Annotated in this window: 24 protein-coding genes; 2 read left to right on the top strand and 22 right to left on the bottom strand. The window is 44.8% G+C overall.

Annotated elements, in window-relative coordinates; genetic code table 11:
• Positions 1–9: 9 nt before the first annotated feature.
• The 10 genes from AB3N00_RS00490 to metH all read right to left on the bottom strand — a co-directional run bounded on the left by AB3N00_RS00490 (position 10) and on the right by metH (position 11,478).
• Positions 10–1,491 carry a serine/threonine protein kinase gene (locus AB3N00_RS00490; protein ID WP_413032793.1) on the bottom strand — a complete coding sequence of 494 codons (1,482 nt, stop codon included), beginning with the start codon at positions 1,489–1,491 and terminating at the stop codon, positions 10–12.
• 179 nt (positions 1,492–1,670) lie between these two features.
• Positions 1,671–2,720 carry an SAM-dependent methyltransferase gene (locus tag AB3N00_RS00485; RefSeq protein ID WP_413032792.1) on the bottom strand — a complete coding sequence of 350 codons (1,050 nt, stop codon included), beginning with the start codon at positions 2,718–2,720 and terminating at the stop codon, positions 1,671–1,673.
• A gap of 6 nt (positions 2,721–2,726) precedes the next feature.
• Positions 2,727–3,500, bottom strand: a complete 774-nt coding sequence (locus tag AB3N00_RS00480) for an ABC transporter ATP-binding protein (RefSeq protein ID WP_413035148.1) — start codon at positions 3,498–3,500, stop codon at positions 2,727–2,729.
• A gap of 2 nt (positions 3,501–3,502) precedes the next feature.
• Positions 3,503–3,820 (bottom strand): thioredoxin family protein, encoded by a 318-nt coding sequence (locus AB3N00_RS00475; RefSeq protein WP_413032791.1) that lies wholly within the window; start codon positions 3,818–3,820, stop codon positions 3,503–3,505.
• The gene (locus AB3N00_RS00470; RefSeq protein ID WP_413032790.1) at positions 3,820–4,158 is read right to left on the bottom strand and encodes a cyclic-phosphate processing receiver domain-containing protein; all 339 of its coding nucleotides are present in this window, start codon (positions 4,156–4,158) and stop codon (positions 3,820–3,822) included. The genes AB3N00_RS00475 and AB3N00_RS00470 overlap by 1 nt, the downstream gene beginning before the upstream one ends.
• A gap of 20 nt (positions 4,159–4,178) precedes the next feature.
• A complete protein-coding gene (locus AB3N00_RS00465; RefSeq protein ID WP_413032789.1) occupies positions 4,179–5,027 on the bottom strand; it encodes a deoxyribonuclease IV in 849 nt (282 codons plus the stop codon).
• Positions 5,017–5,838 carry an Fpg/Nei family DNA glycosylase gene (locus AB3N00_RS00460; RefSeq protein ID WP_413032788.1) on the bottom strand — a complete coding sequence of 274 codons (822 nt, stop codon included), beginning with the start codon at positions 5,836–5,838 and terminating at the stop codon, positions 5,017–5,019. The genes AB3N00_RS00465 and AB3N00_RS00460 overlap by 11 nt, the downstream gene beginning before the upstream one ends.
• 6 nt (positions 5,839–5,844) lie before the next feature.
• Positions 5,845–6,654: a TIGR01457 family HAD-type hydrolase gene (locus AB3N00_RS00455; RefSeq protein ID WP_413032787.1), complete on the bottom strand. Its 810-nt coding sequence runs from the start codon at positions 6,652–6,654 to the stop codon at positions 5,845–5,847.
• A 364-nt stretch (positions 6,655–7,018) separates the two neighbouring features.
• Positions 7,019–7,963: a ribonuclease Z gene (rnz, locus tag AB3N00_RS00450; protein ID WP_413032786.1), complete on the bottom strand. Its 945-nt coding sequence runs from the start codon at positions 7,961–7,963 to the stop codon at positions 7,019–7,021.
• A 74-nt stretch (positions 7,964–8,037) separates the two neighbouring features.
• The gene (gene metH / locus AB3N00_RS00445) at positions 8,038–11,478 is read right to left on the bottom strand and encodes a methionine synthase (protein WP_413032785.1); all 3,441 of its coding nucleotides are present in this window, start codon (positions 11,476–11,478) and stop codon (positions 8,038–8,040) included.
• A gap of 179 nt (positions 11,479–11,657) precedes the next feature.
• On the opposite strand from metH, the gene AB3N00_RS00440 reads away from it, so the two are divergent.
• Positions 11,658–12,203, top strand: a complete 546-nt coding sequence (locus AB3N00_RS00440; RefSeq protein ID WP_239296289.1) for a cupin domain-containing protein — start codon at positions 11,658–11,660, stop codon at positions 12,201–12,203.
• A gap of 94 nt (positions 12,204–12,297) precedes the next feature.
• Here AB3N00_RS00440 and AB3N00_RS00435 read toward each other — a convergent pair whose 3' ends face one another.
• The 8 genes from AB3N00_RS00435 to AB3N00_RS00400 all read right to left on the bottom strand — a co-directional run bounded on the left by AB3N00_RS00435 (position 12,298) and on the right by AB3N00_RS00400 (position 19,310).
• On the bottom strand, positions 12,298–12,972 hold the full coding sequence (locus AB3N00_RS00435) for a GntR family transcriptional regulator (protein ID WP_413032784.1): 675 nt from the start codon (positions 12,970–12,972) through the stop codon (positions 12,298–12,300).
• Between the two features lie 105 nt (positions 12,973–13,077).
• Entirely contained in the window at positions 13,078–14,709 is a 1,632-nt protein-coding gene (locus tag AB3N00_RS00430) for an extracellular solute-binding protein (protein WP_413032783.1), read from the bottom strand.
• Between the two features lie 69 nt (positions 14,710–14,778).
• Positions 14,779–15,648, bottom strand: coding sequence for a carbohydrate ABC transporter permease (locus tag AB3N00_RS00425; RefSeq protein ID WP_175399047.1), 870 nt, complete (start codon positions 15,646–15,648; stop codon positions 14,779–14,781).
• A 12-nt stretch (positions 15,649–15,660) separates the two neighbouring features.
• On the bottom strand, positions 15,661–16,590 hold the full coding sequence (locus AB3N00_RS00420) for an ABC transporter permease (RefSeq protein WP_397332667.1): 930 nt from the start codon (positions 16,588–16,590) through the stop codon (positions 15,661–15,663).
• Positions 16,591–17,166: 576 nt separating this feature from the next.
• Positions 17,167–17,958 carry an HAD family hydrolase gene (locus tag AB3N00_RS00415; RefSeq protein WP_413032782.1) on the bottom strand — a complete coding sequence of 264 codons (792 nt, stop codon included), beginning with the start codon at positions 17,956–17,958 and terminating at the stop codon, positions 17,167–17,169.
• Positions 17,959–17,985: 27 nt separating this feature from the next.
• On the bottom strand, positions 17,986–18,498 hold the full coding sequence (locus AB3N00_RS00410; protein ID WP_095286441.1) for a hypothetical protein: 513 nt from the start codon (positions 18,496–18,498) through the stop codon (positions 17,986–17,988).
• A gap of 128 nt (positions 18,499–18,626) precedes the next feature.
• Positions 18,627–18,836, bottom strand: coding sequence for a DUF896 domain-containing protein (locus AB3N00_RS00405; protein ID WP_175399051.1), 210 nt, complete (start codon positions 18,834–18,836; stop codon positions 18,627–18,629).
• A 96-nt stretch (positions 18,837–18,932) separates the two neighbouring features.
• Entirely contained in the window at positions 18,933–19,310 is a 378-nt protein-coding gene (locus AB3N00_RS00400) for a LysM peptidoglycan-binding domain-containing protein (RefSeq protein ID WP_413032781.1), read from the bottom strand.
• 296 nt (positions 19,311–19,606) lie between these two features.
• Between AB3N00_RS00400 and lexA the strand changes: the two genes are divergently transcribed.
• Complete coding sequence (lexA, locus tag AB3N00_RS00395; RefSeq protein WP_056689962.1) at positions 19,607–20,233, top strand: transcriptional repressor LexA; 627 nt, start codon at positions 19,607–19,609, stop codon at positions 20,231–20,233.
• Positions 20,234–20,336: 103 nt separating this feature from the next.
• On the opposite strand, the gene AB3N00_RS00390 is transcribed toward lexA, so the two are convergent.
• From AB3N00_RS00390 to AB3N00_RS00375, 4 genes are all read right to left on the bottom strand, one after another.
• On the bottom strand, positions 20,337–21,632 hold the full coding sequence (locus tag AB3N00_RS00390) for an aldehyde dehydrogenase (protein ID WP_413032780.1): 1,296 nt from the start codon (positions 21,630–21,632) through the stop codon (positions 20,337–20,339).
• 228 nt (positions 21,633–21,860) lie between these two features.
• Complete coding sequence (gene glnA, locus AB3N00_RS00385) at positions 21,861–23,189, bottom strand: type I glutamate--ammonia ligase (protein WP_239296243.1); 1,329 nt, start codon at positions 23,187–23,189, stop codon at positions 21,861–21,863.
• A gap of 129 nt (positions 23,190–23,318) precedes the next feature.
• On the bottom strand, positions 23,319–23,732 hold the full coding sequence (locus tag AB3N00_RS00380; RefSeq protein WP_095286436.1) for a MerR family transcriptional regulator: 414 nt from the start codon (positions 23,730–23,732) through the stop codon (positions 23,319–23,321).
• An 82-nt stretch (positions 23,733–23,814) separates the two neighbouring features.
• A complete protein-coding gene (locus AB3N00_RS00375; RefSeq protein ID WP_413032779.1) occupies positions 23,815–25,068 on the bottom strand; it encodes an aminotransferase class I/II-fold pyridoxal phosphate-dependent enzyme in 1,254 nt (417 codons plus the stop codon).
• Between the last annotated feature and the right edge of the window lie 26 nt (positions 25,069–25,094).

The following is a 25,094-nucleotide window of genomic DNA, read 5'->3' as shown; positions in this document are numbered from 1 at the left end:
CAATCTCCTCTAATCATGAATCTTTTTTCTTCTTGCAAAAAACGAACGCTTCTTCGGCTGATGCCCAATCATATCCATTAGAATATGGGCAAACACCTTGTCCATTTGTGGTTCTCTATCAAAGGGATCTATGTGTAATGGCAGACCGTACACACTTGAGGTATCCAATGATCTGCGTACACGCTGAACTGCATCAGAGGCTGCTAGCGGAAGACAATAAATCCATTTGTCTCTCGGATAACGATGGTGGGAACGGACAAAAGCGCTGATCTCGGCTTGTCTCCACTCTGCGCCTGAACCAACAACAATTGGCAGGTCTGCCCTGAGAAATTCCTCCAGCCGGTTCTGATCTTGACCACTACCCAGATCCATAACGATGAATTGATAGCTGCCTCCAAGCAACGACAGAATATCTGCTCGCCCGGACTGTTTCCAATAGTGCACCCCATCCACTTCAAACTGCCTGCCTGTAGATAGTGGTTTTCCAGCTTGTGCAACTTGCTGAATCCTTGCAAACGATTGGGAGCGTGGGGACATCTCGATGACTGCCACCTTAAAATGCTGTCTCTCCAGATAATGGCTGATAGCTATGGCTGTATGTGTAACTCCAACACCGGAGGATGCCCCTGTCAAAGCAATAACTCTGGTGCCACCGCTGATTGTCAGTGTTGTGGCTTCAGTGATCCCGGTTACTCCGGGTCTGCGAAGCAGTTCTTTGCGGACTTCCTCTGCAGATGGGAAACGTTCCTCCGGATTATGCCTCAACAATCGCCTTACAACTGGAATGTAGGTACGTGGAACATCACTGCGTATGGAGCTTTCAACACCTTGAATCCATTCTGTATAAGCACCACCAGTCATGAGATAGAGTAGTAATGCTCCAAGGCCATACAAATCAGACCGTGCATCAGTTTGCCCAGTACCATATTGTTCAGGTGCGGCAAACCCTGCCGTACCCAGTTTGACCGTATCTTCCCCATTTTGAGCCTTGAAGCTTCGTGCGATCCCAAAGTCAATCAGTTTGACTTCATGGTCTGGTGTAATCATAATGTTGGACGGCTTCAGATCCCGATAGATTACTGCCGGATTCAGACCATGCAAATAACTGAGCACATCGAGCAGTTGAAGTGTAAACTCAGTCATATGTTCGATTGGTATCTTCCCGCGACATTGCTTGTGATAATCGCTCAGTGTTTGACCCTCGATGTATTCCATTACCAGATACGTATACCCCTCTTCATCCGGTACAAAAAAATCAACAATCAGCGGCAGTCTTGGATGCCTGAGTGAAGTCAGAAGAGCAGCTTCCGTCTCCATATTTGCTTCATATGGGAGCGCAGTTACACTTTCTTTGATGGCCCACATCTTGCCCGGCAATTTCATGTCCTCTGCCTTATATACGTGACTCATCCCACCAGAACCAAGTATGGACACGATCCGATATCGTCCTCCCAGCAGGCTTCCGTGCTCCAGCCTGGCCGGATATCTCATTTGTATTCCTCCTATTCTTCAAACCAAAAAAGGGAAAGCTCACCGAAGCGGAACAGTCCGTTTATCCGGACTTGCTCACCTCGGGATGCTTTCCCTTTGATTCGTTATGGTTAATATTGGTATCATTATAGTACAAGCTACGAGATCTTGTAAAGTAGAAAATTCAATTCTTTACAAGCTTAATATTTAATCATATAAAGTGTAATCTCTTCACGATTGTGGAACAATTGCTTGGAACGTTGGATCTGCATCCGTGAGCGCTCAAACGTATCGATTACTTCTTTGATCAGCGCGAGTGGTTTCTTATGCAGCAATTTTACAGTAACAACCGCTGTACCACCAGATTGAAGGCTGTATAACAGGTCGGAGACGAGACGGCTCATCAGCTTGGGACTCCAGCTCATATCACAGACAAGCAGGTCAAATTCACCCTCACGGAAGCGAACATCACCTGCATTCTTTTTCAGGAACGTCAACTTGGGCGACTGTAGAAGCGTTGCATCCATTTTGGCTGGGTCCACCGCTGTTACTTCAAGTCCGCGTTCAAGCAGAAATGACGTCCAACCACCAGGGGCGGCACCAATATCCAGCGCCTTATGAAACGATGTGAAGTCTATGCCAAATGTCTGCTCTGCCTCAAGCAGCTTGAATTTGGCGCGCGAAATCTGACCTTCTTCTTTTTGAAATCGTACAGCTCCCCCGCTCCAGTCGGAAAGGTTCTGTTCGGGTCGTGAAATACCAGCATACAATACATCATCTGCAGCAAACACAGAAATGATATAATCGGCATCACGAACAACCCATTCACACCCAAGTTCATCAAGCTTTTCGGTCAGCAACTGTTTTAATGAAGCTGCATTCTCCCGCCAGAATGAATCTTCCGTCTTCCGAACCTGTAGTGCAACGTTAGTTCCGGTCAATTCAGTATGGTTCGTGATAAAGGCGACCAGTTTCCCCATGGCTTGATCAGAATCTTCCGTGTTCTCCTGAAACTGAACAGGCTGGATATGACGTAAGAACGTTGGATTTTCCTCAAGCAATTTAATCGCTACCTCTTCTTCTGCTGTCGGCAAACCGGCAAGCAGTACTTCACCCGGTACTAGTACTGTACTCTTAACAGCACCGAATGTTCGGCGCAATTCTTCCTGAGCATATGGCGCAAAACCATGATTGGCTGTGCAGATAAAACGGGAAAAGTCTCCTTCTCCCCAAGACGACTGTGTACTCAAATTGTGTTACCCTCCAGAACGCACGCGTATCCACGGACGATCATGATCCCACTGGATTTCGACCGGAATATCGTACGTATGCTTAATTGTATCCTGTGTTAAAACTTCATGTTTGTTTCCTGCCGCTGCAATGCGCCCTTCACGAATCAATGCTACATGGGTAAATAACGGCATGATCTCCTCTACATGATGAGTTACGTATACTACCGTTATGTTGCGCTGACGAAGTCGGTCAATTTCAGCCAACATTTTTTCCCGTTCATATAGGTCGAGTCCTGCGCAAGGCTCGTCCATAATTAATAACTTGGGATCCGCCATCAGAGCACGTGCCAGCAAAACTTTTTTGCGCTCGCCCTGGGACAATGTACCGAGCGGGTGATTTGCCAGTTTCGCGAATCCCATCTCATCAAGCAGATTCATGGCTTTGGTTTTCACTTCATCTGGAATCGTTTGATAAAAACGCAAAAAGGCATATGCTCCCGTAGCGACGACCTCCCATACCGGATCTCGCAGCGTCAGTTTCTCAATCAGCGTTTGGCTGATATAACCGATCTCTTTTCTGACTTCCCTTACATCACATTGCCCGTATAGATTTCCCAGCACCTCAATACGTCCTTGACTGGGAAACATATATCCGTTCATCATTTCCAGCAGCGTTGTTTTGCCTGAACCATTACGTCCCAGAATGACCCAGTGCTCACCTTGCTCAATATGCAGTTGAATATCATCCAGGATCTGATTGTCCTCACGCCGGAGAGATACATGTTCCATCGAGATGATCCTCATTTCAGCACCGCCTTTCGAATTTCGTTCAGCAGATGCTCTACGGAGTTCATCCGGTAGATCATTTTCGGTGTATCCTGTTCTCCATCAAACAACATTACAGCAGGTACACTCGAAATTTGAAACTGCTGAACGAGATCGGGAATGTCGTGAATGTTCATTTCAAATAGAGTGTTCTCGGGAAGCAGATGCTCTGCGATTTCCAACATCCGTCTTGCTGCCGCACATGTTCCGCATAAAGGCGTATAGATAAATACAGCCTGAGGAATGCCTTCCCACACACTGCGCATCAGCAGCTTGGAATTTATTGGCTTCATCAGCTATGCTCTCCAGCAGCAACCCGCAGCATAACCTCACCAGTCATCGGGCCGTTATGCACCTTTACTGTGTCAGGTTTATTGGTATATAACAATTCGTACATTTGACGTTTGCCATACATGCTGGACGTGTGTAAATATATTTCGCGTGGAAACAGCCCTTCCCGTACAATGGCAGCAGCTATCTCACCGCCATTTGGCGAATCCGGACCCAATTCATAATCCAACGACAAGATATCCACATCGCCTTCTCTGAGCAGCATCAGACATTCTTCAGCATTCGTAGCCAAAACAAATCCCTTAGGACATGCTCGGTAGTCATCCAAAAAAACATGCATATAATCGCTCCTCTCCCCATTTAAAGCCAGGAACGCATGACATCAATATCACCTTTGTGCGTCCCATCTTCACCTGTTTCGGTTTCCAGCACAACAACAGCCTGCTGAAACTCAGGCGCTCGAAGCAATTCTTGCATCGCTTTGCTGCCTATATATCCCTGCCCGATTCGGGCATGTCGATCCTTGCACGAACCGGAAGCATATTTGGAGTCATTGAAATGAACAGCAGCAAGTGAGTCCCAGTATCCCAGCTGTCTTCCCTTTTGGAGCATATCCTGTTCAGTATTGCTTGACCACATTCCTGAAGCAAAAGCATGACATGTGTCGAAACAAAAAGCAATATGCTCCGGAAACTGGCTTAGCTTGCGAATCTGAATCATTTCTTCCATCGTCGTGCCCATTGGCCCATGATCACCAGCCTGGTTTTCGAGCAGTATTTTGGCCCGACCATTCCAATCTTTTAAAACCGTATCCAAGCAATGAATGAGATTTTGATATCCTTCGAGCGGTTGATCACTCTTGAGATGACCGAAATGAACCACGGTTCCTACTGAACCACAGGCCTCCGCAATATCAAGATCATTTCGTATGGAAGCTATAATTGCATGAAAACCCGCCTCTCCACGAGTCATGCCCAAAGCCGGATTCGTTGGATAGGGTGAATGCGCGATGGATGCGATACCATGCTCCTCACACCACTCCCGGCACCGTTCAGCATTTTTAAGATCAGGTTCTTTCAAGCCAAGGCTCCGGGGGTTTTTCGGAAAATATTGAAAAGCCGTGGCCCCCATCTCATACGCCCTCTTGGCTGCTTGAAAAAAACCGCCTCTCGTACTGACATGTGCCCCGATTCCGTGATTAGGCCTCATGCTGACAATTCGGACAGAAGAAAGCCTTCTTACCCGTAATTTCCACTCGTTCGATGGTTCCCCCGCAACGCGGACAGCTTTCCCCCTCACGGTCGTACACCCGGCATTGCTCATCAAAACTTCCAGTCTTTGTATCTCCTTGCATTAGAGGCATCTCCATATAACCGCCTTCAGAAGCTGCCTCACGAAGCACAGACTGCATGGAACGGAATAAACGCTCTGTCAACTCAGGCGAGTTGGCGATATTCTGCGTTTTGGAGCCAGGTCTCAAACCTGCAGCAAAAGCAATCTCGTCCGAGTAACAATTGCCAATCCCCGCTATAATGTGCTGATTAACTAAGGTCGTTTTCAGCGTGCCTCGACGGCCCTTCAGCAATGAAGCAAAGCGTTCAGGGTTCATGCGCCGATCAAGTGGTTCAGGTCCAAGATCGGACATGGCTTCTTCTGTCTCCTTGGATGTAAGCAGGTGTAAATACCCCAATCGAAGTCCGATAAAGAACAAGATGCGATCTCCAAATTGAATCTCAACTTGTGTGGATCGATCAGGACGCTCTGCTTCAGTCCCCCAGAAAATCATGCCTCCCAGCATGAGATGGAGCACTAGACGTTTTCCATTTGCCAAATGAAAAATAAGATGTTTTGCCCGTCGTTCCACAAAAATGATGCGATTGCCTGTAAGTTCGCGAGCGAATTCCTCAGGCTCCTTGTTAATGGATTTATCCCGATTGACGGTTACACCCGTTATAAGTAAGTCAAGTATCTCCGCGGACAATAATGTCCGGTAGTTTTCCATTTCCGGCAGTTCCGGCATCGTTATCTATCCCTTCTTGGATGCATGGCCTGCTTGTTGCGACAGCCACTCAATCAGATTATGCAAATCATCAAACACATGATCAGGTCGTACTTTCGTTGCGTTGATATGACCATCCATATTTTGTTTCGTCGTGACACCTGTCAGTACTAAGAGTGTCTCACATCCGGCTCCTGCTCCTGCTGCAATATCGGTACGCATATTGTCCCCGATCACAGCAACTTCATCAGCTTTTAGATTTAAGCGACTTATCGCCGATTTCATGATAATGCTCGAAGGCTTGCCGATCACCGTTGGCGATACACCAGTAGCCGCTTCAATCGCTGCACCAATCGTACCCGCTCCCGGCGTCAGTCCATCATCCGAAGGAAGCTGTAGATCAGGGTTGGTCATAATGGATTTTGCCCCATCATTGATCCAGCGCAGTGCCTTGGTTAGCTTATTATACGAAAATTCACGATCAATGCCTTGAATAACGTATTCAGGCTTATCTTCCGTCAGCAGTAATCCCGCTTCTTCAATGGCCTGAAGCAGTCCTTCTTCTCCAATACAAGCAACCTTGGCACCCGGCGACTCTTCAGCCACATATTCGGCAGCAGCTACAGCTGAGGTGCATACCTGAGAAGCTTCCGCTGGAATTCCCATACCGTTCAAGTGATCTGCCACCCCTTGCGGTGTACGGGAAGAGTTATTTGTTACAAACAGATATGGCACAGCTTGATCATTCAGTGTCTGAATAAGCTTATCCGCTCCCTCAATCCGATGTTTACCATGATAGAGAGTACCATCCAGATCAATCAGATAGGCCTTAATCATACAGAGCACTTCCTTTCTTTAGACCATTAATAATTCATGTCCTTAATTAAAATTCCATAATTAAAATTCCATTGATTCTTGAACCATAGCTATGTATTCCAGATGAAAATATGGGATTGCTCGTATAAACACGCAACAAGTCGAACCGAATCGAACTCAGACGTTTTGACACGCGCGTCTTCTGTACAAGCTTGTCATTTCCTGCGCTTTCCCGGAAAATAATTTGATTCATTTCCTGCTCATATTGCCCATCCTACACGCTTTCTGACCAGATTGCAAAAGGGACCTCAGGGCACATCCCTCCCCTCAGTCCCGTTCAGTTACCGTCTTTAACCAAACTGTTTTTGAATCGTCATCTCTCTATTCAAGGCCGGGAAATTTCCTGATGGTAAATGACAGGAATCAATTGATGCTCGTTTGCCAGTCTAGAGTTTGGAAATACGGTTCTTGCCTCTTCCAAAAGTGGCTGCAGTTGATCTTCATCCTTGTAGCGTGAGCTAAAATGCGTCATGATCAGTTCTCCAACCTTTGCTGCTCTCGCCGCCTCGGCCGCTTGCTTTGCAGTGCTGTGATAGTACTCATGAGCCGTATCCGCTAAATCGTCCATAAAGGTAGCTTCATGTACAAGTACATCTGCATGCTGAGCAAGAGGCAACACATTTTCACATGGACGCGTATCACCCAGAATCGTTATCACTTTGCCACGCTTCGGAGCCCCGAGCACATCCTCTGGACGAACCATACTGCCATCTTCCAGAGTAATAGTCTCTCCGCGCTTAAGACGACCAAAGAGAGGACCAGGCTTCAAACCGTACTCTGCCAGTTTAACCTGATCGAGGCTGCCTGGACGATCCTTCTCGGTAATTCGGTACCCATAGCTGTCGATTCGGTGTTCGAGCAATGCGGACTCTACAATGAAGCTTTCATCTTCAAACAGCAATCCACCCGTATGCTCGATAATCTTCAACTCGTAGTTAATCCGTGACTGGCTTAACTCCATGACTGTCGTAATCATGCGTTCCGTTCCAGGCGGTCCATAGACCGTAAGAGGGGGAGTTCCTCCCTGATAAGCTCTGCTGGAAAGCAGGCCCGGAAGCCCGAATACATGATCCCCGTGAAGATGGGTGATGAATATTTTCTCCAATTTACTCAATTTTAGCGGTGAACTTAAAATCTGGTGCTGGGTTCCTTCCCCGCAGTCAAACAACCACAAAGCTCTTCGCTCATCCAACATGCGGAGCCCAATGGAAGTTACATTCCGCTGCAGCGTAGGTACACCAGCGTTAGTTCCCAGGAAATATAGTTCCATCCGGATTGCACCTCTTTCTGTTGCCAGCAAAAAGCCTCCGACGATGCGGAGGGCTCTGCCTGACCTCTTCATTATTATGCTTTTTCAACGTTAAAATACTTGGCTTGTGGATGGCTGAATACCATCGCTGACACGGATGCTTCAGGTTCCATCATGAAACCTTCCGTCAATTCCACGCCAATGTCCTCAGGCTGCATCAGCTTGAAGAGCGGTCCCTGATCTTCCAAATCCGGACAAGCCGGATATCCAAACGACACCCGTATACCTTGGTAACGCGCGCCGTGACGCTGTTTCATGGTCATGTTCGCAGGATCCGGGAAGCCCCAGATATCTCTCATCATATGATGCACCCGTTCAGCTAATCCCTCTGCCACTTCAAGCGCTACGGATTGCAAAGCATGCGAACGAAGGTAATCCCCTTGCTCTTTCCAAGCCGTTGATAGCTCGCGAACACCATGTCCGGCCGTTACAACCATGAAACCAACATAATCCATCTGTCCGGATTCCACGGGCTTCAGGAAGTCCGACAGACACAGGAATGGTTCGACCTTTTGTCGCGGGAAGGTGAATGTATGCAAAATATTGCTCGTGTTCTCCGGATCGTAGATGATGACACTGTTACCGCTGGATTGTGCCGGGAAAAAGCGATACATGGCATGTGCCTGAATAATTCCATCCCGGACAGCTTCCTGCATGATCCCATCTACGACTGCTTTGAGGTCCGTTGCCTTGGGGTCACCTGAGGCGAGCAGCTGCTCTACAGAACCCCGTAGACCAAGGTGATGACCAAGCAGCATCTGCATGTTAACATATGGCAGAATGTGCGACAGCGGATAATTCCGGAGCGTGTGCCGCTCCAAATCTGGTGGAACGAGTACCGGGTTATCGATTGCAATATCCGATCGTTCGACTCGAGTGAGCTCAGGTAGCGGCTTAACGGATTCAATGTTGGATGCATCCGCTTCTTTTTCAGCTTCCATCTCCAGCTGCATCACTTCACGGGTACTCGGGTTCATCAGCTTGTTGGCCAGATCAAGACCATCCATTGCGTCTTTCGCATATACAACCATTCCGTTATATTCAGGACGAATCCGATTTTTGGTGAATTTACGCGTAAGCGCTGCTCCGCCAACCATGATAGGCACATCAATACCTGCAGTGCGCAAATCTTGTGCTGTGACAATCATTTGCTGTGCTGATTTGACGAGCAAACCGGACAAACCGATAGCATCGACTTTTTCTTCTCTATATGCTTCGATAATTCGTTCTGGTGGTACTTTTATACCCAAATTAATGATTCGGTAACCGTTATTGGACAGGATGATCTCCACCAGGTTTTTACCGATGTCATGCACGTCACCCTTAACCGTTGCCAGAATAATCTTGCCTTTCACCGATGTTTCATTTTTCTCCATGAATTGCTCCAGATAAGCAACCGAAGCCTTCATCACTTCCGCACTCTGTAAAACCTCAGCTACAATCAGCTCATTATTGTTAAACAGTCGTCCTACCTCTTCCATCCCGCGCATAAGTGGTCCATTGATTACTTCGAGTGCTGAGTATTTGGCCAGTGCCTGTTCCAGATCGGGCAGCAGCCCCTCTTTGCTTCCTTCAACAACATAAGAGGCCAGACGCTCTTCTAATGAAAGATTGGAGATCTTTTCTTTCTTCTCAACCTTTTTGTTACGGAATGCAGCTACGAATGCGGCGAGTGTTTCGTCATTCGTATTATATAACAGCTCTTCCGATAACCTGCGCTCTTCCTCCGGAATGGAGGCATACCGTTCAAGCTTCTCCGTGTTTACAATCGCATAGTCGAGACCAGCCTTCGTACACTCATACAAGAACACAGAGTTCAGCACTTCCCGACCGGCTTCAGGCAATCCAAATGAGATGTTGCTGATACCAAGGATCGTATGACACTCAGGCATGGCTTCCTTAATAACCCGAATGCCCTCAATAGTTTCCTTGGCGGAACCGATATACTGCTCATCCCCGGTACCGACCGGGAAAACCAATGTATCAAAAATCAGGTCTTCTGCCTTCAACCCATACTTGTTAACCAGCAGATCATATGAACGCTTGGCAACTTCAAGCTTATCTTCGCGACTGATTGCCTGTCCGCGTTCATCAATTGTACCTACAACGACAGCTCCTCCGTATTTGTGAATAAGAGGCGTCACAAGCTCGAATTTCTCTTCCCCATCCTCAAGGTTAATGGAGTTAATTATTGCTTTCCCTTGTGAGTACTGAAGAGCAAGATCGATAACTTTCGCGTCGGTTGTATCAATCATCAAGGGAACTTTAACTTTTTTGACCACAAGTTCGAGGAACTTTTCCATGTCTTCAGCTTCTTCACGGTCCGGATCCTGTACACAAACGTCGACGACGTGTGCACCATTTTTTACCTGAGCCCGTGCTATTTCGGAAGCCTCTTCATATTTCCCCTCTACGATCAGGCGCTTGAATTTCCGTGATCCAAGCACATTGGTCCGTTCACCAACCATGTATGGACGATTATCCTGCTCTATATACACCGGATCAATCCCGGATAACGCAGGTGGATGTGTTCCGTTCATTTCTCTTGGGGGGTACTTGGCAAGCGTATCGCGCATCGCCCGAATATGTGCTGGTGTTGTTCCGCAGCAACCACCCGCAATGTTCAGCCATCCCTGCTCGGCAAATGCTCCTATTTTCTGAGCAAGTGAATCAGGTGACTCATGATAATTACCATTCTCATCCGGAAGACCGGCATTTGGATAACAGCTGACCGCAACAGAAGCCATTCCCGAAAGCGAACGAATATGGTCACGCATAAACTCTGGACCTGTTGCGCAGTTTAGTCCCACTGAAATTGGGTTAAGGTGTTCTAGGGATATATAAAAGGATTCGATGTTCTGACCGGCAAGGGTTGTCCCCATCGGTTCTATTGTCCCCGAGATCATTAATGGGAGTTTAATTCCGCTCTGATCGAATGCTTGCTGGATACCAATGCTGCCTGCTTTGACATTGAGGGTATCCTGCGAAGTTTCAAGCAGTAGCGCATCAACGCCTCCCTCGATTAAAGCAAGCGCTTGCTCAGAATAGCTGTCGATGAGTTCCTGGAACGTTACGCCACCTGTTACCGAGAGTGTCTTGGTCGTTGGTCCCATCGCACCTACCACATACCTTGGAGATTCCGGAGTCGAAAAGCGATCTGCCGCAGCTCTCGCAATTCGAGCAGCTTCGAGGTTAATCTCGCGCGCACGATCCTGGATATCATATTCGGCCAATACGACCGAAGTAGCTCCGAATGTATTGGTTTCGATTAAATCTGCACCAGCTTCCAGATATTCTTCATGAATGCGCTGGATGAGTTCTGGACGTGTAAGTACCAACATTTCGTTACATCCATCCAGATCATCTCCGCCAAAATCTGCACCAGTCAGATCAACTTGTTGAATCATGGTCCCCATCGCACCGTCGAGGATTAATATTCGTTGTTTTAATGCATCATGTAGACTAAGCTTATCCAATATCTTCACCCCCGCAAAACGTTAAATCTTAGTTTAACAGAAACTAACTTATTGTGAAAGATCGGTTTTATTCAGTTGCATGGCGGGTTTCGGAGGATCTAAGTCGCATTTGCGAATCGACAAAAAGAAAGACATCCGATATAATATCTATTAAACCAAGTGGAAAAGAGGGAAAGAACATGGCTGAAATTGTTATCAGAAATACGAACGAACGTATCACTGGAGACGAAAATGTTCGAAATTTCTTGGACAAATATGAAGTACTTTATGAAAAATGGGATGCATCCAAATTAAGTGCTGAATTGCAAAATAACTTTGGATTGACTGATGATCAAAAAAATCAGGTTTTGGAAACCTATGACTATGAAATCAAAGACCTGGCTGCACGTCGCGGATATCAGATCTGGGATGTCATCACGTTGTCAGAACAAACACCCGACATTGAAGAAAAGCTGGCCAAGTTCGAAGAAATCCACACACATGCCGAAGATGAGATTCGCGCAATTGTTGCGGGTAAAGGTATCTTTGTTATCAAAGGCACGGATGACGTAGGTTACTTTAATGTAGAATTATCTCCTGGAGACGTCATTTCTGTACCAGAGAATACCCCGCACTTCTTCACGTTGATGGAGAACAAACAGATTATTGCTGTTCGTCTCTTTATTGAAAAAGATGGTTGGGTTGCTGACCCATACCCTGATCCAACGTTTATTAAACAAGCGTAATCATATATATAGATGTTATCGTTCATTCAACAAACCCCTGTCCATTAGAACAGGGGTTTGTTGCGTTTTGGACCATTATACTACATTAATTTGACTATATAAAATAATGTGGATACTTTGCTTTGACCGTCTCCTGTTCAACGACGACCAATCTAAGATGAGCTTCCATCACCTTCATTGCTTGTTCGGTTTGGCGTTCCTTGATGAGCTGGTAGATTTCCTTGTGTTGGGAGATAATAATTTCCGAGTTAATGTCTTCAGACAAGCGGAGGATGCGCAAACGATTAAACGGAATGTTGAGCTGCTGAAGCATTTTCCATGATCTCATTTTACCAGTGCCCTGAAACAGGATTTGGTGAAACTCCTCATCCAGTTCGAACAGCCGATAGAAGTTTTTCTTGTCCATGCACACTTCCTGCATGGCGATATTGGTTTCCAACCTGAATTTGAATTCTTCTGCAAATGAGACACAAGCCAGTGCTACAATTTCCTTCTCTATTTTTTCTCGCATAAATCTGCCTTCTTCAACATGCTCCAGATTAATATGTGAGACGATTGTTCCGCTCTGCGGGATAATATCCAAGAGTTCCTCTTCAGCAAGCTTCATAAAAGCTTCGCGGACTGGAGTTCTGCTAACCTCAAGTTCGTCCGCAATTTCTTTCTCCGAAATCTTCGTACCAGGCTCCAGTTCAAGATGCAGAATTCTTTCCTTGATCAGATTGTATGAATAAGCCCGGGTCGAACCTCTAATCTTTTGATTAAGTGACATTCCTTAACCTCTTCCTCTCAGCCGTATTCATTCATCTTAGCATAAATTGCCGTTCCACTAAAATGCTCTCAGCGAAACGGCAATGGATTAAACTTCGCTTATCTGCTACTGCTGTTTGTTTTCTTTATACTTTTTGTACGTGTCATTGGAAATCTGTAGATATTGGGACAATCCTTGGCCTTCCAGTTCTTGCACAAATGCATCAAACTCGTCGAGACTGCGTTCGCCCAAAATAAATTTGAGTGTATTTTGGTCCGAGTAATCCTTAAGAGGAGTACTGAGCAATGTCACCTGTTCACGGTCAATGTCTGAGTATGGAATTGGCGGTTCAGCCGGAATAACTTCCTTGGTATCCTTCATGTCCTGCTGGAATTTCAACTCTTCCTCACTAAACATGGAATGCAGCAGATCTGTAGTTCCACCATACGCAAATACACCGCCGGAGAAACCGTAATCAATACGCAGATCCTTTGTGCCTTTAGGATTCAATCCGTTATAGTTCACATCATCCGCAAGTTTGCGCACACCATCCTGTTTGGTAAAAGTCTCTCCTTCAACGCCCCATTTGGTGAACTCCTGGCCTTCATCACTATAATATAACCAGTCAATAAATTGCATTATTGCTTTGAAGTTTGCGCTTTCTTTAATTTTACCGGAGATCATGACACCGTTTTCAAGACGTGATCCAGACATCAATTGTCCTTTTGGTCCACCTGGAACTGTAATTTTTGCAATGGAGAAGTTGCCTTCGCCCAATGTTTTATTCATATCATTGCGGTGCAGAACAACCGTTTGAGAGTTGCCGTTAATGATAAACGATTTGCCTGAGACAAATTTTTGTATTGCCTGATCGTCATCTTGAGTTAAACTTTCCTTGTCCAGGAGCCCTTCAGACACCAGTTTGTTAAAGTACGTCAGCATCTCTTTGTACTCAGGTGTAGTGGATGTATATACGAATTCATCCTTGTCTTCCTTGTACGTAAGGCCGTTGCCGAAGCCCCAACCTCCCTTGGTTCCAAAACCAGCAGCGGCAATATTTAAGGTGCTGTTGAATTCAAAGCGGTCCGAGAATGGAATGGAGTCCGGATAAATCTCCTTCAATTTCTTGGCAGCCTCATATAATTCATCCCATGTCGTAGGGATCGGAATATTATTTTTCTCGAAGACATCCGTTCTAACAATCAGTGTATAGTCAGGCCACACTTCTTCATGCAAACCAGGGAGAACGTAATACTTACCATCTTCCTGTCGGAGACCCTCCAGTTCGTCCTCAAGTCCCCACTTCTCTACCTTGTCCTTGAAATTAGGCATCAAGTCAACATAATCACTTACTGGCAAAACCGCACCAGATGATACAAAGGCAGATTCTTCGCCCGGATAGGTTTTAGGAATAACCAGAGGTGCATCTCCTGAACTGATCAAAAGAGATCTTTTCTGAGGATAATCGGACATCGGTACGATCGTAGGATCCAATGTCACACCCGTCAACTCGGTGATTTTTTGGAAAAGCAACCAATCTTTCTTGTATGGATAGGCTGGCTGATCACTATAAAGAATGGATAAGTTAAACGGCTCTGACGCTTTAAACGTCTCACCCACACTGTAGGATTCCATTGCACCCTTAGATTCGGGTTCAGCTTTCTCTGTGCCAGCACCGCTGCTGCATGCTGCCAAAACGACACTCATCATTGTTGCCAAAACCATCTTGCCTACAAGCTTGCGTGGTCTCTTTTTCATTCCATTGTCCCCCTGCATGTGGTTTAGGTTGGCCTTACTTAGAGAAGATATTAACTATATTGATTGGAATTACTGTTTAACAGATCCCAACATGATACCGGTTACAAAGTATCTTTGTACAAAAGGATATATCGTGAGAATTGGCAGGATTGTCAGTACCATTGTTACCGACTTGATATTTGCAGAGATTTGAGTCAAATTGTCGGCTGATGCGCCAGCCGAAGCTCCTCCTGTTGCACCCGCAATCATGTTGCGCAGATAGATGGTCACAGGGAACAGCTCTTTTTTGTCGAGGTACAGGAAAGCCGGAAACCATGAGTTCCAGTGACCCACCGCATAAAACAGAACCATCGTAGCCATTACAGCCTTACTCAGCGGTAATATGATGCGAAGTAAAATACCGTATGTGTTCAAACCGTCGATGGCTGCAGCTTCCTCCAGTTCCTCCGGCATGTTCTCGAAAAATGATTTCATAATTAACATGTTATAGATGCTGATTGCACCAGGGACAACCAACGCCCACATCGTATTGTTCATGCCAAGGGAATTAATCAGGACATAGTTTGGAATCAATCCGCCACTGAAAAACATGGTGAACACGGCGAACATCGTCCAGAACTTGCGTCCCATTAATCTCTTTTTGGAGATTGCATACGCGAATATGGTTGTCATGAACATGGATATCAACGTACCCACCACAGTGTAGATAATCGTATTTTTATAATTGGTCCAGAACATGCTGTCTCGAGAGATTGTCTTGTACGTGTCTACATTGAAACCTCTCGGGATGATGCTGACTTTCCCTGAATTGATATAGGATTCACTACTGAAAGATTGTGCTACGACATTCAGGAATGGATAGAGCGTGATGAACACCACGAGCAGCAAAAAGATGGCGTTAAACACTTTGAACACTTTGTATGATTTTGATTCCTGCATGTTGCTCCTCCTTTACCACAAGCTTCGTTGTGTTAATCTGCGTGAGATTGCATTTACCGAGAATACCAAGATAAGTCCAATGAGTGATTCGAATAATCCAATCGCAGTAGCATAACTAAAGTTGCTGGATTGCAAACCTACCCGATACAGATAAGTGGAAATCACGTCTGATGTGTCATAGATCAGCGGATTGTAAAGGAGGAGAATTTTCTCAAACCCGACGGCAAGAAAATTACCCATATTCAGAATCAACAATGTAACGATCGTTGGCAAAATGCCCGGAATGGTTACATGAATGGTTTGTTTCCAGCGATTTGCACCATCGATACGTGCAGCCTCATACAGGGAATCATCAATTGTGGTTAAAGCTGCAAGATACAAAATAGCTCCCCAGCCCATACCTTGCCAAATTTCAGAACTAATATAGATCGTTCTGAACCATTCGGCACGCTGCATAAAAGGAATGTTGTCTCCGGTAAAGAATGCAACCAAGCCATTAATTGATCCATTAACTGCGGTTAACTGCAAAATCATTCCGGCTACGATAACGATGGATAAGAAATGCGGTAGATAGGATGCAGTCTGAACAAACTTTTTAAAGCGTTTACTTTTCACTTCGTTCAAAAGCAGAGCAAAGATAATTGGAACCGGGAAAGTGAATAGTAATGCAAGCCCACCTAGTATTAATGTATTTCCAAATACTTTCCAAAACGTTGGATCTTGTACGAACATCTGGAAATACCTTAACCCAACCCAAGTTTCACCAAAAATGCTGCCTCCGGGTACAAATCTTCTAAAGGCAATCACATTACCAATCATGGGTCCGTATTTGAAAATAATCAGATAGATCACTGGAAGTATTAATAGTGAATACAGCTGCCAATCTTTGCGGAGTAAGGCTCCAGCTGTTCTTAACCTGCTTTCTTTACGTAATGAGGTCATCGTAAGCGTGGTTTTAGCAGTTTCTGACTTCATGTCTGATTCACTCCGATCAATAAACTTGATAAAATCAAAAGTACTTCATGACAACTCCCATCTTCTCTTCTCTATCGAAGACCTTGCAGAAATTTCACCCCCACTGCGAAATAAACATTTGGTAATGTAAGCGATATCAATTTAAAATGATTTTAATGGATACACTTAGGTCCAGATTGTTATCTTGCTGCTCAACCTCATCTATACCTGTTGTATTCCAAAAATTAATATTTCCCAAAACTATGTAAAACGCTTACAATGTACATAAAAATAATAAAGCAATAACTTCTGATTCCATAACTTGGATTTGTCAAAAGATAACCGCTTTGGGTGATTTCCATACTAGTCATACTAGTATGTTAGTTACATTCTAAATCAGCAGTTCCAACATTTCAATAACTTTTTTTTATTATTTTTTCAAACTTCAACACATTACAGTTATAAAGTAGCATTAAGTAAAAAAACATTGATAACTTATTGAATGATTTTGCATCACTCGCTGAGTTATCAATGTTTGGCTAGATAATATTCATTATGGAGGTATCAGAAGTTAGCAATGATACGCTCTATTTCCGACAAATGCTTAATTTCATGATCAGGTACAAACGACTCCGGGTTCACCTTATTTTCACGGTTAATCCAGACAGACTGAATACCTGCAGATAGAGCTCCACGAATATCGGTAGTAAGTTTATCCCCTACCATCAGACTCTCTTCTGGTTTCACTTCAAGTTTGCTAAGTGCATGCTCAAAGATTGACGGGTCAGGTTTCCCCTTACCGAAGGTACCCGAAATAATAATCTCATCAAAGAAAGGAGCCAGCTCAGGTACACCGTCCAACTTCTCTTGTTGAAGAGCTGGACAACCGTTAGTTAACAGCAAAAGCTTGAACTTCCCTTGCAATTGTCGCAACGTATCCATCGTTTCCTCATATACATGAGGTCTGGATCTACGCTCTGCCCCGAATTGTGAAGCGAGACGTTCAGCCAAGTCTTCCCGATCCACACCCAGCTTCAACAATCCACGACGCCATGACTCCTTGCGATACACAGGAGCAAGTTGTTCCAATTGACGGAACTCAGGTTGGTCGCCACCTGTAAAGTTAGCCCATAAACCTTCAAAAGGATTAATGCCAATCATTTTGGTAAACGGGAAAGTTTCATAAGATTCATACAGACTACGAGCTTCATTACGAACTGCTTCTTCTAGTTCCTCAGCATTAATGCCGGTTTCTTGCGAAGCAAGCAGGCAAGTTTCATGGAACGCTTCACGCACACTGCGTTCATCCCACAACAAAGTATCATCCAGGTCGAACAAAATCGCTTTTAATGCCATTCCGGTCATCTTCCCCTTTGTGAATAATTACTTTTTCTCGTCTGTTTCTACAGTAATTTGATGTGCTTTGGCAAACTTCAGAAGTCGTTCCGAAATTGCATCTGTATCATAACGGTTCAACAGTTTAGTGAACACCCATCTTTTCCCACGGCTGTTATGCTCGATAACTACCGTTCCCTGCTCGAATCGGAACTTAACGATGTCATCTACTCCGATGGAGCGTTCACGATTTCCTTTGGTTGTTATAATCCGGTTGCTGCCAATTTTGATGTAAGGACGGCGAAGCATAAAGATCACAGCCAAAAATACATACAACAGCATGGTAACCCAGTCCCATGTTGTCATCGGAGCTTTAACCAGAAATGTGCTCATAAACAGATACAAAAACGCTAGTCCGATCAGGAAAATAGGAAACAGTAGACTGCGTCCTTTAAAAATGTCTTCACCGGGCGTACCCGAAATCGGTTGACCATTTTTTTTACGCTGCTGATTCAACTGCTTTGAATTTTTCCGAACCGTTCTCTCGAACGAACGAGCCATGAGAATCCCCCTTATGTCATCCTTGTATCGGCTTACATAAAACGCAAACCGACATTCCCCCTATAAATTTGCATTCTCAAAATAACAGGAAGAAACCTAAATATCATCATGATATCATTAGGTTTCTTTTAGTGTTTGAGTTTGCCTTGGCGGCCTTGATCGTTTTCATCATCTACAATTTCAATAGAATCCAGTTGCTGTCTGAAGTTGCTACGGATGTTGCTCAAGTAAATTTCTCTAAGCTTGGCCCGTTCAGCAAGTTCTTCCTCCGTCAGTCCAGTGGACTTTTGTTTACGAGCCAATTCATTAATACGTGCTACCAGGCTATCTATATCCAAGCTTGTCCCCTCCAAAAATACAAAGTCATACTAACTTTGACATGATCGAGGCAGCTTGTCAAGGCTACTACTTACACGGTCGTATGAATCGTGAAATTAGGGTGTAAACTGAGGCAAAATCAGTACTTGCCCTGCTTGTATTGAAGTCGATTCAAGTTGATTTACTTTCTTCATTGCTTCTATATATACACGTGTATCCATATTTTCCGGTTTATGTTCCAAAGAAATGCTCCATAGCGTCTCTCCCTGAGACACTGCTATTTTCCCCCCGGGAAGAACGTCACCCTCATCCCCTGCAAATACAGTCAAAACGGTACTGCAACCAACAAATATGATTAACGATACCATAATCAATTTCAACATCCATGTTGGAATCTTGGCATCTGCAAACAATCTTTTAACATTACCTATGTTAGACTTGACCGCTTCCGAATTCACCGGTTCATAAATACTTTGATAAGTAGAATATCTCATATCAATCGTCCTCCAAACGTTTGTTCCTATCTGTTGAAATCAATATAACACGAACACTTGTTTTGTACAACAGATTTTTAGAACAATTGTTCGCTTTATTTTCATCACCTAATTTCTGTAACTTGATTATAAATAACAGTCATATACTCACTTTTCATTTCGATTTGGTAACATACGCTATACTCCCATCAAAAATCGTTGATTTTTATCGCATTTTATTTAGAACTTATGTTTGTACGAACGGAGGTTCTATGTTATAATTTTCCCAAACGTTACTAAAATGGGGTTGATACGGTATGTCGAAGATATCCAGCAGGCAGCAGGCTATTCTGGAGTTTATACGCAATGAAGTCCGGTTGAAGGGATATCCTCCTTCCGTACGAGAAATTGGAGAAGCTGTTGGACTGGCTTCCAGCTCAACGGTCCACGGACACTTGGATCGCTTGGAGAAGAAAGGTCTAATTAGACGTGACCCTACCAAACCAAGAGCCATTGAACTGTTAAGTCAAGAGGAATCCGAGCACTCCCATCAGTTTGCACATAGTGTTGCCCGCATTCCTGTTGTAGGTAAAGTCACAGCAGGGGTCCCTATTACTGCAACAGAGAACATTGAAGATTACTTCCCGCTTCCCACTCATTATGTGGGTGAACAGAAGGTATTCATGCTCTCTGTCGTTGGAGACAGTATGATTGAAGCAGGGATCGTCAATGGAGACTATGTTATTGTGCGCCAGCAGCAAACAGCAGATAACGGTGATATTGTCGTTGCGATGACTGAAGATGACGAAGCAACGGTCAAAACATTTTACAAAGAAAAAGATCACATTCGTCTTCAGCCTGAGAATGCTACATTTGAACCACTTCGTTTAAAACACGTAAGCATTTTAGGTAAAGTCATTGGCCTTTTCCGCGATATTCACTAGCATTTTCTGCAGCGAATCAGATGTATTGAAATACACAAAGAGGCTGTCCTGTTTGCCAGGACAACCTCTTTTTTTTATTTGACTCCATTTTTGGTCACGTTTCTTAACGTTTTAGGATGCTTTTGTGATGGGAGAACACTTCAAAGCTCTTGTGACCATGGTAAGCTCCCATACCACTCTCTCCAACACCGTCAAACGGCAGGAAATGTGAGGTCATATGAGACAAAGTATCATTAATGCAGCCGCCACCGAAGGAAATTTGATCCAGAATCTGATTCTGAAGATCCTCATCCTGTGTGAAGAGATAGAGTGCCAGCGGTTTTGGACGTCGCACAATCTCATCCAGCAGAGGGTTAAGATCATTGTATATCATCACAGGTAAAATAGGACCGAAGATCTCTTCTTGCATAACAGGCGAATCCCAATCCACATTTCCAAGCACTGTCGGTTCAATTAGCAGCTGATCCCGATCAGAACGACCACCGATTAGAGCATTACCACCATTAAGGAAAACCGATAAACGATCAAAGTTACGAGCATTGACGATGTGAGGAAAATCAGTATTTCGGATCACATCTTCACCAAATTTGTCTTTGATCTCTGCCGCAATCAGTTCAAGTAATTTGTCGTGTACATCACGATGTACAAGCAAGTAATCCGGAGCGACACAGGTCTGACCCGCATTTAAAAACTTGCCGCGAACAATCCGCTGAGCAGCCAGCTGCAAATCAGCATCTTTATGAACGATTACGGGGCTCTTACCGCCCAATTCAAGCGTGACCGGGGTGAGATGTTCAGCTGCGGCTTTCATTACAATGCGGCCAACACCCGTGCTGCCTGTAAAAAAGATGTAATCAAACTTCTCATTCAATAAGGCTGTGCTTGTCTCAACTTCACCTTCCATGACCGCTACATACTCTTTAGGGAAGATCTCTTCAACCAGATCATAAGTAAGACGTGATACTGACGGAGTTAATTCAGATGGTTTGATAATGGCACAGTTACCAGCTGCTATCGCGCCGATTAAAGGACCAAAGGCCAGTTGGAACGGATAGTTCCAAGGTGCAATAATAAGTGCTAACCCATAAGGTTCTGTATAAATAGTACTTACGCCATCAGGAATGAGAGAACTTGTGGGCACAGCTTTAGGCGCCGCCCAATCTTTTAGATGATCTAATGCAAAATCCAATTCACCTAAAACGATGCGAATCTCAGAGCTATACGCCTCAGCTTCAGATTTATTCAAATCCGCACGCAGGGCGTCCAATATCCGTTGCTCGTATTTCTCAATTCCCTGTCTTAATTGTTGAAGAGCACGAATACGATAATCAATATTTTTGGTTTGGCCTGTATAAAAGAAAGCTCGCTGGCTTGCTACGAGTTGCTTCGCTTGTTCCATAACAACATCTCCAATTAATATTTTAAAATTAAATTGCTCAAAATATAATTGAATTATATCTTATTAATATGAAAATATCAACATATCAAAGATTGATATTTTCTCCAATTCCTATGTATTGTCTCTTGCATTTCGATAAGACATTACTCCCGGATTGCCCCCTCCTCTTTTATTCTTACTATTCGCATAAAAAAGCCCTCAGCGCTAATGCGCCAAGGGCTTCCGGTATTAGTACAATGTAATGTATTGATCGCGTTCCCATTGGTGGACTTGCGTACGGTACATATCCCACTCAATTTCTTTCAGCTCGTAGAAGTGAGCCAGGGCGTGATCGCCAAGTGCATCACAGATGACTTCGCTGCGGATCAATTCATTCAATGCTTCTTTCAGGTCAGCTGGCAAGCTTGGAATACCTTCTTCCACACGCTCTTCTTCTGACATGATGTAGATGTTACGGTCAATCGGAGCTGGTAAGGAAAGCTCACGTTTGATTCCGTCCAGACCTGCTTTCAATAATACAGCCAAAGCCAGGTAAGGGTTAGCAGCCGGATCCGGGTTACGAACCTCTACACGTGTACTCAGACCACGGGAAGCTGGAATACGGATCATAGGGCTACGGTTACTGGCGGACCATGCTACATAACAAGGGGCTTCATAACCTGGTACAAGACGTTTGTATGAGTTCACAGTTGGGTTAGTAATTGCTGCAAACGCACGCGCATGCTTCAGAGTTCCAGCCATGAAGTGACGTGCAGTTTTGCTCAGACCCAACTCGTCCGACTCGTCAACGAATGCGTTCACCTTGCCTTGGAACAAGGATTGGTTACAGTGCATACCGGAACCGTTCATACCAAACAGCGGTTTCGGCATAAAGGTAGCATGTAGACCATGCTGACGTGCAATCGTTTTAACAACGAGTTTGAACGTTTGGATCTGGTCTGCTGCTTTCAGAGCATCAGCATATTTAAAGTCGATCTCATGCTGACCTGGAGCTACCTCATGGTGGGAAGCTTCGATTTCAAAGCCCATTTCTTCAAGTGTGATAACGATGTCACGACGACAGTTTTCACCAAGATCCGTAGGCGCAAGGTCGAAATATCCACCTTGGTCATTCAGTTCGTTAGTCGGGTTTCCCTTTTCGTCTGTTTTGAACAAGAAGAACTCTGGTTCAGGACCGACATTGAAGGAAGTGAATCCCATTTCTTCGGCTTCCTTCAGGTTTCGTTTCAAGATGCCACGTGGATCTCCTGGGAACGGATTACCATCCGGAAGATATACGTCGCAAATCAGACGAGCAACACGGTTCTCTGCTACCCAAGGGAAAATCAGCCAAGAATCGAGATCTGGATAGAGGTACATGTCAGACTCTTCAATACGTACATAACCTTCGATGGAAGATCCATCGAACATCATTTTGTTATCCAGAGCCTTAGTTAACTGGCTCACAGGAATTTCAACGTTTTTGATAGCTCCAAGCAAATCAGTAAATTGCAATCGAATGAATCGTACGTTTTCTTCTTTCGAAATGCGGAGAATGTCTTCTTTTGTATAACTCACTATAACCTCTCCCTTTCTTATCTGCGTATTTGGCTTGCCTGTTATATTTGTACATTAGAAAGTTCCACGGGTCAAGGAGTCTGCCATCACAACCGCATGATTTCCCCTCACTCGCCAAGTTATGCGAACTTACTTTTTATTAAAGAATCGGGAAAGCTCTCCCTGAATGAGAGATACTTGTCCAGGTCTCTTACCAGAAACCAACTGTTGCTTCAGTAGGCGATGCAGCTGTGTATCGGAAAGTTCTCTGCGCTTCACTTCTGTATCAGCCGTGATAACGGTCGCTTCTTCCGATTCCTTGGACACAGGATTCATTACCTGCTTGATGCCAGCAATGTTAACCCCTTTTTCAATCAAGGCCTTAATTTCCAGCAATCGTTCTACGTCATTGAATGAGAACAAACGTTGGTTACCTGACGTTCTCGCTGGAACAATCAAGCTGTGCTGCTCATAATATCGAATCTGACGAGCTGACAGATCCGTTAGTTTCATAACAATACCTATCGGGAATAAGGCCATATTTCTGCGAATTTCGTCACCCATGTTCATCAACCTTCCAGTCATCTATTCTTCACCTTATTGTACATTTAGTTGTTACTAAGTGTCAATGACGTGTTAGATAAACTCACAATAATTTACGATCTTTCATCGTCTGGAGCGCCATCAAAACGCCATATTTGACATGAGAGTAGGTTAATCCCCCCTGCATATAGCCGATATATGGCTCTCGTATAGGGGCATCTGCAGATAATTCCAGACTTCCACCCTGTATAAACGTACCTGCCGCCATAATGACAGGATGTTCATAACCAGGCATGTCCCATGGCTCGGGAACAACATGACTATCCACAGCAGCAGCCCGCTGGATCCCTTGTACAAAGGCAATCAGGTGCTCCGCGGAAGAAAATTGTACCGCCTGAATCAAATCCGTGCGTGTCTCGTTCCAGGCTGGTTTGGTTTCAAATCCCGAAGCAGCAAACATTGCTGCTGCAAAGGTACTTCCCTTAATGGCTTGCCCCACTATTGTCGGGGCCATGTAAAGTCCCTGATAGATCCCCCGGGTGGTTCCCAACATGGCACCAACCTCACCGCCGATGCCAGGTGCAGTCAAACGGTACGCCGCCAGTTGCACGTATTTTTCCTTCCCACATATGTATCCCCCGGTTTCAGCGAGGCCGCCCCCAGGATTTTTGATTAGTGAGCCTGCCATCAGATCTACACCGACCTCAGTCGGTTCGCGTTTCTCAGTGAATTCACCATAGCAGTTATCGACAAACACGATGACATCTTCTTTCATCGACTTTACGCGTGCTACCATATCCGCAATCTCTTCAATACAGAAGGAAGAACGCCAGTCATATCCCCTCGAACGTTGGATGCCAATGACTTTGGTCGATGAATTAATATTATTCTTAACGGAATCCCAGTCTACACTGCCATCCGCAAGCAAAGCGGTTTCACGGTAACCGATACCAAAATCTCGAAGAGATCCGGTGCCGTCTCCCGGTTTGCCAATCACTTTGTGCAATGTGTCATAAGGCTTACCTGTGATGTATAACAACTCGTCACCTGGGCGCAGTACCCCAAATAGAGCTGTAGCAATCGTATGCGTACCTGACGCAAAATGAGGACGTACCAACGCCGCTTCTGCGCCAAATACGTCCGCATACACCTCATCCAGCACTTCCCGGCCGCGGTCGTTATATGCATATCCCGTCGAACCAGCAAAGTGATAATCACTGACTTGTTTGCGTTGAAAAGCATCAATGACCTTCCACTGGTTATAATCGGTAATACCATCAATCATTTTCATCTGCTGTTCGATCTGAGCCTCAACTTGTTGTTGAAGCTCAACAATTGCTGTATCCAAACTTGCCATCTTACCTTCATTCCCCTTCATAGCCC

Origin of the sequence: Paenibacillus xylanilyticus (genome assembly GCF_047246825.1) — a bacterium.
In the GTDB taxonomy this organism is placed as follows: Bacteria; Bacillota; Bacilli; order Paenibacillales; family Paenibacillaceae; genus Paenibacillus; species Paenibacillus xylanilyticus_B.
This window is presented reverse-complemented; position numbering and strand designations above follow the sequence as displayed.

Bases quoted from the DNA above. Each gene is read 5' to 3' on its own strand.
- AB3N00_RS00380 (WP_095286436.1), bottom strand. From the start codon at position 23,732: ATGGGTGACGAAATTCGCAGAAATATGGCCTTATTCCCGATAGGTATT.
- AB3N00_RS00375 (WP_413032779.1), bottom strand. From the start codon at position 25,068: ATGGCAAGTTTGGATACAGCAATTGTTGAGCTTCAACAACAAGTTGAG.
- AB3N00_RS00440 (WP_239296289.1), top strand. From the start codon at position 11,658: ATGGCTGAAATTGTTATCAGAAATACGAACGAACGTATCACTGGAGAC.
- AB3N00_RS00465 (WP_413032789.1), bottom strand. From the start codon at position 5,027: ATGAGGCCTAATCACGGAATCGGGGCACATGTCAGTACGAGAGGCGGT.
- AB3N00_RS00400 (WP_413032781.1), bottom strand. From the start codon at position 19,310: ATGAGATATTCTACTTATCAAAGTATTTATGAACCGGTGAATTCGGAA.
- AB3N00_RS00425 (WP_175399047.1), bottom strand. From the start codon at position 15,648: ATGCAGGAATCAAAATCATACAAAGTGTTCAAAGTGTTTAACGCCATC.
- rnz (WP_413032786.1), bottom strand. From the start codon at position 7,963: ATGGAACTATATTTCCTGGGAACTAACGCTGGTGTACCTACGCTGCAG.
- AB3N00_RS00475 (WP_413032791.1), bottom strand. From the start codon at position 3,820: ATGAAGCCAATAAATTCCAAGCTGCTGATGCGCAGTGTGTGGGAAGGC.
- AB3N00_RS00420 (WP_397332667.1), bottom strand. From the start codon at position 16,590: ATGACCTCATTACGTAAAGAAAGCAGGTTAAGAACAGCTGGAGCCTTA.
- AB3N00_RS00415 (WP_413032782.1), bottom strand. From the start codon at position 17,958: ATGGCATTAAAAGCGATTTTGTTCGACCTGGATGATACTTTGTTGTGG.
- lexA (WP_056689962.1), top strand. From the start codon at position 19,607: ATGTCGAAGATATCCAGCAGGCAGCAGGCTATTCTGGAGTTTATACGC.
- AB3N00_RS00490 (WP_413032793.1), bottom strand. From the start codon at position 1,491: ATGAGATATCCGGCCAGGCTGGAGCACGGAAGCCTGCTGGGAGGACGA.
- AB3N00_RS00430 (WP_413032783.1), bottom strand. From the start codon at position 14,709: ATGAAAAAGAGACCACGCAAGCTTGTAGGCAAGATGGTTTTGGCAACA.
- AB3N00_RS00435 (WP_413032784.1), bottom strand. From the start codon at position 12,972: ATGTCACTTAATCAAAAGATTAGAGGTTCGACCCGGGCTTATTCATAC.
- AB3N00_RS00455 (WP_413032787.1), bottom strand. From the start codon at position 6,654: ATGATTAAGGCCTATCTGATTGATCTGGATGGTACTCTCTATCATGGT.
- AB3N00_RS00390 (WP_413032780.1), bottom strand. From the start codon at position 21,632: ATGGAACAAGCGAAGCAACTCGTAGCAAGCCAGCGAGCTTTCTTTTAT.
- AB3N00_RS00470 (WP_413032790.1), bottom strand. From the start codon at position 4,158: ATGCATGTTTTTTTGGATGACTACCGAGCATGTCCTAAGGGATTTGTT.
- AB3N00_RS00410 (WP_095286441.1), bottom strand. From the start codon at position 18,498: ATGGCTCGTTCGTTCGAGAGAACGGTTCGGAAAAATTCAAAGCAGTTG.
- AB3N00_RS00460 (WP_413032788.1), bottom strand. From the start codon at position 5,838: ATGCCGGAACTGCCGGAAATGGAAAACTACCGGACATTATTGTCCGCG.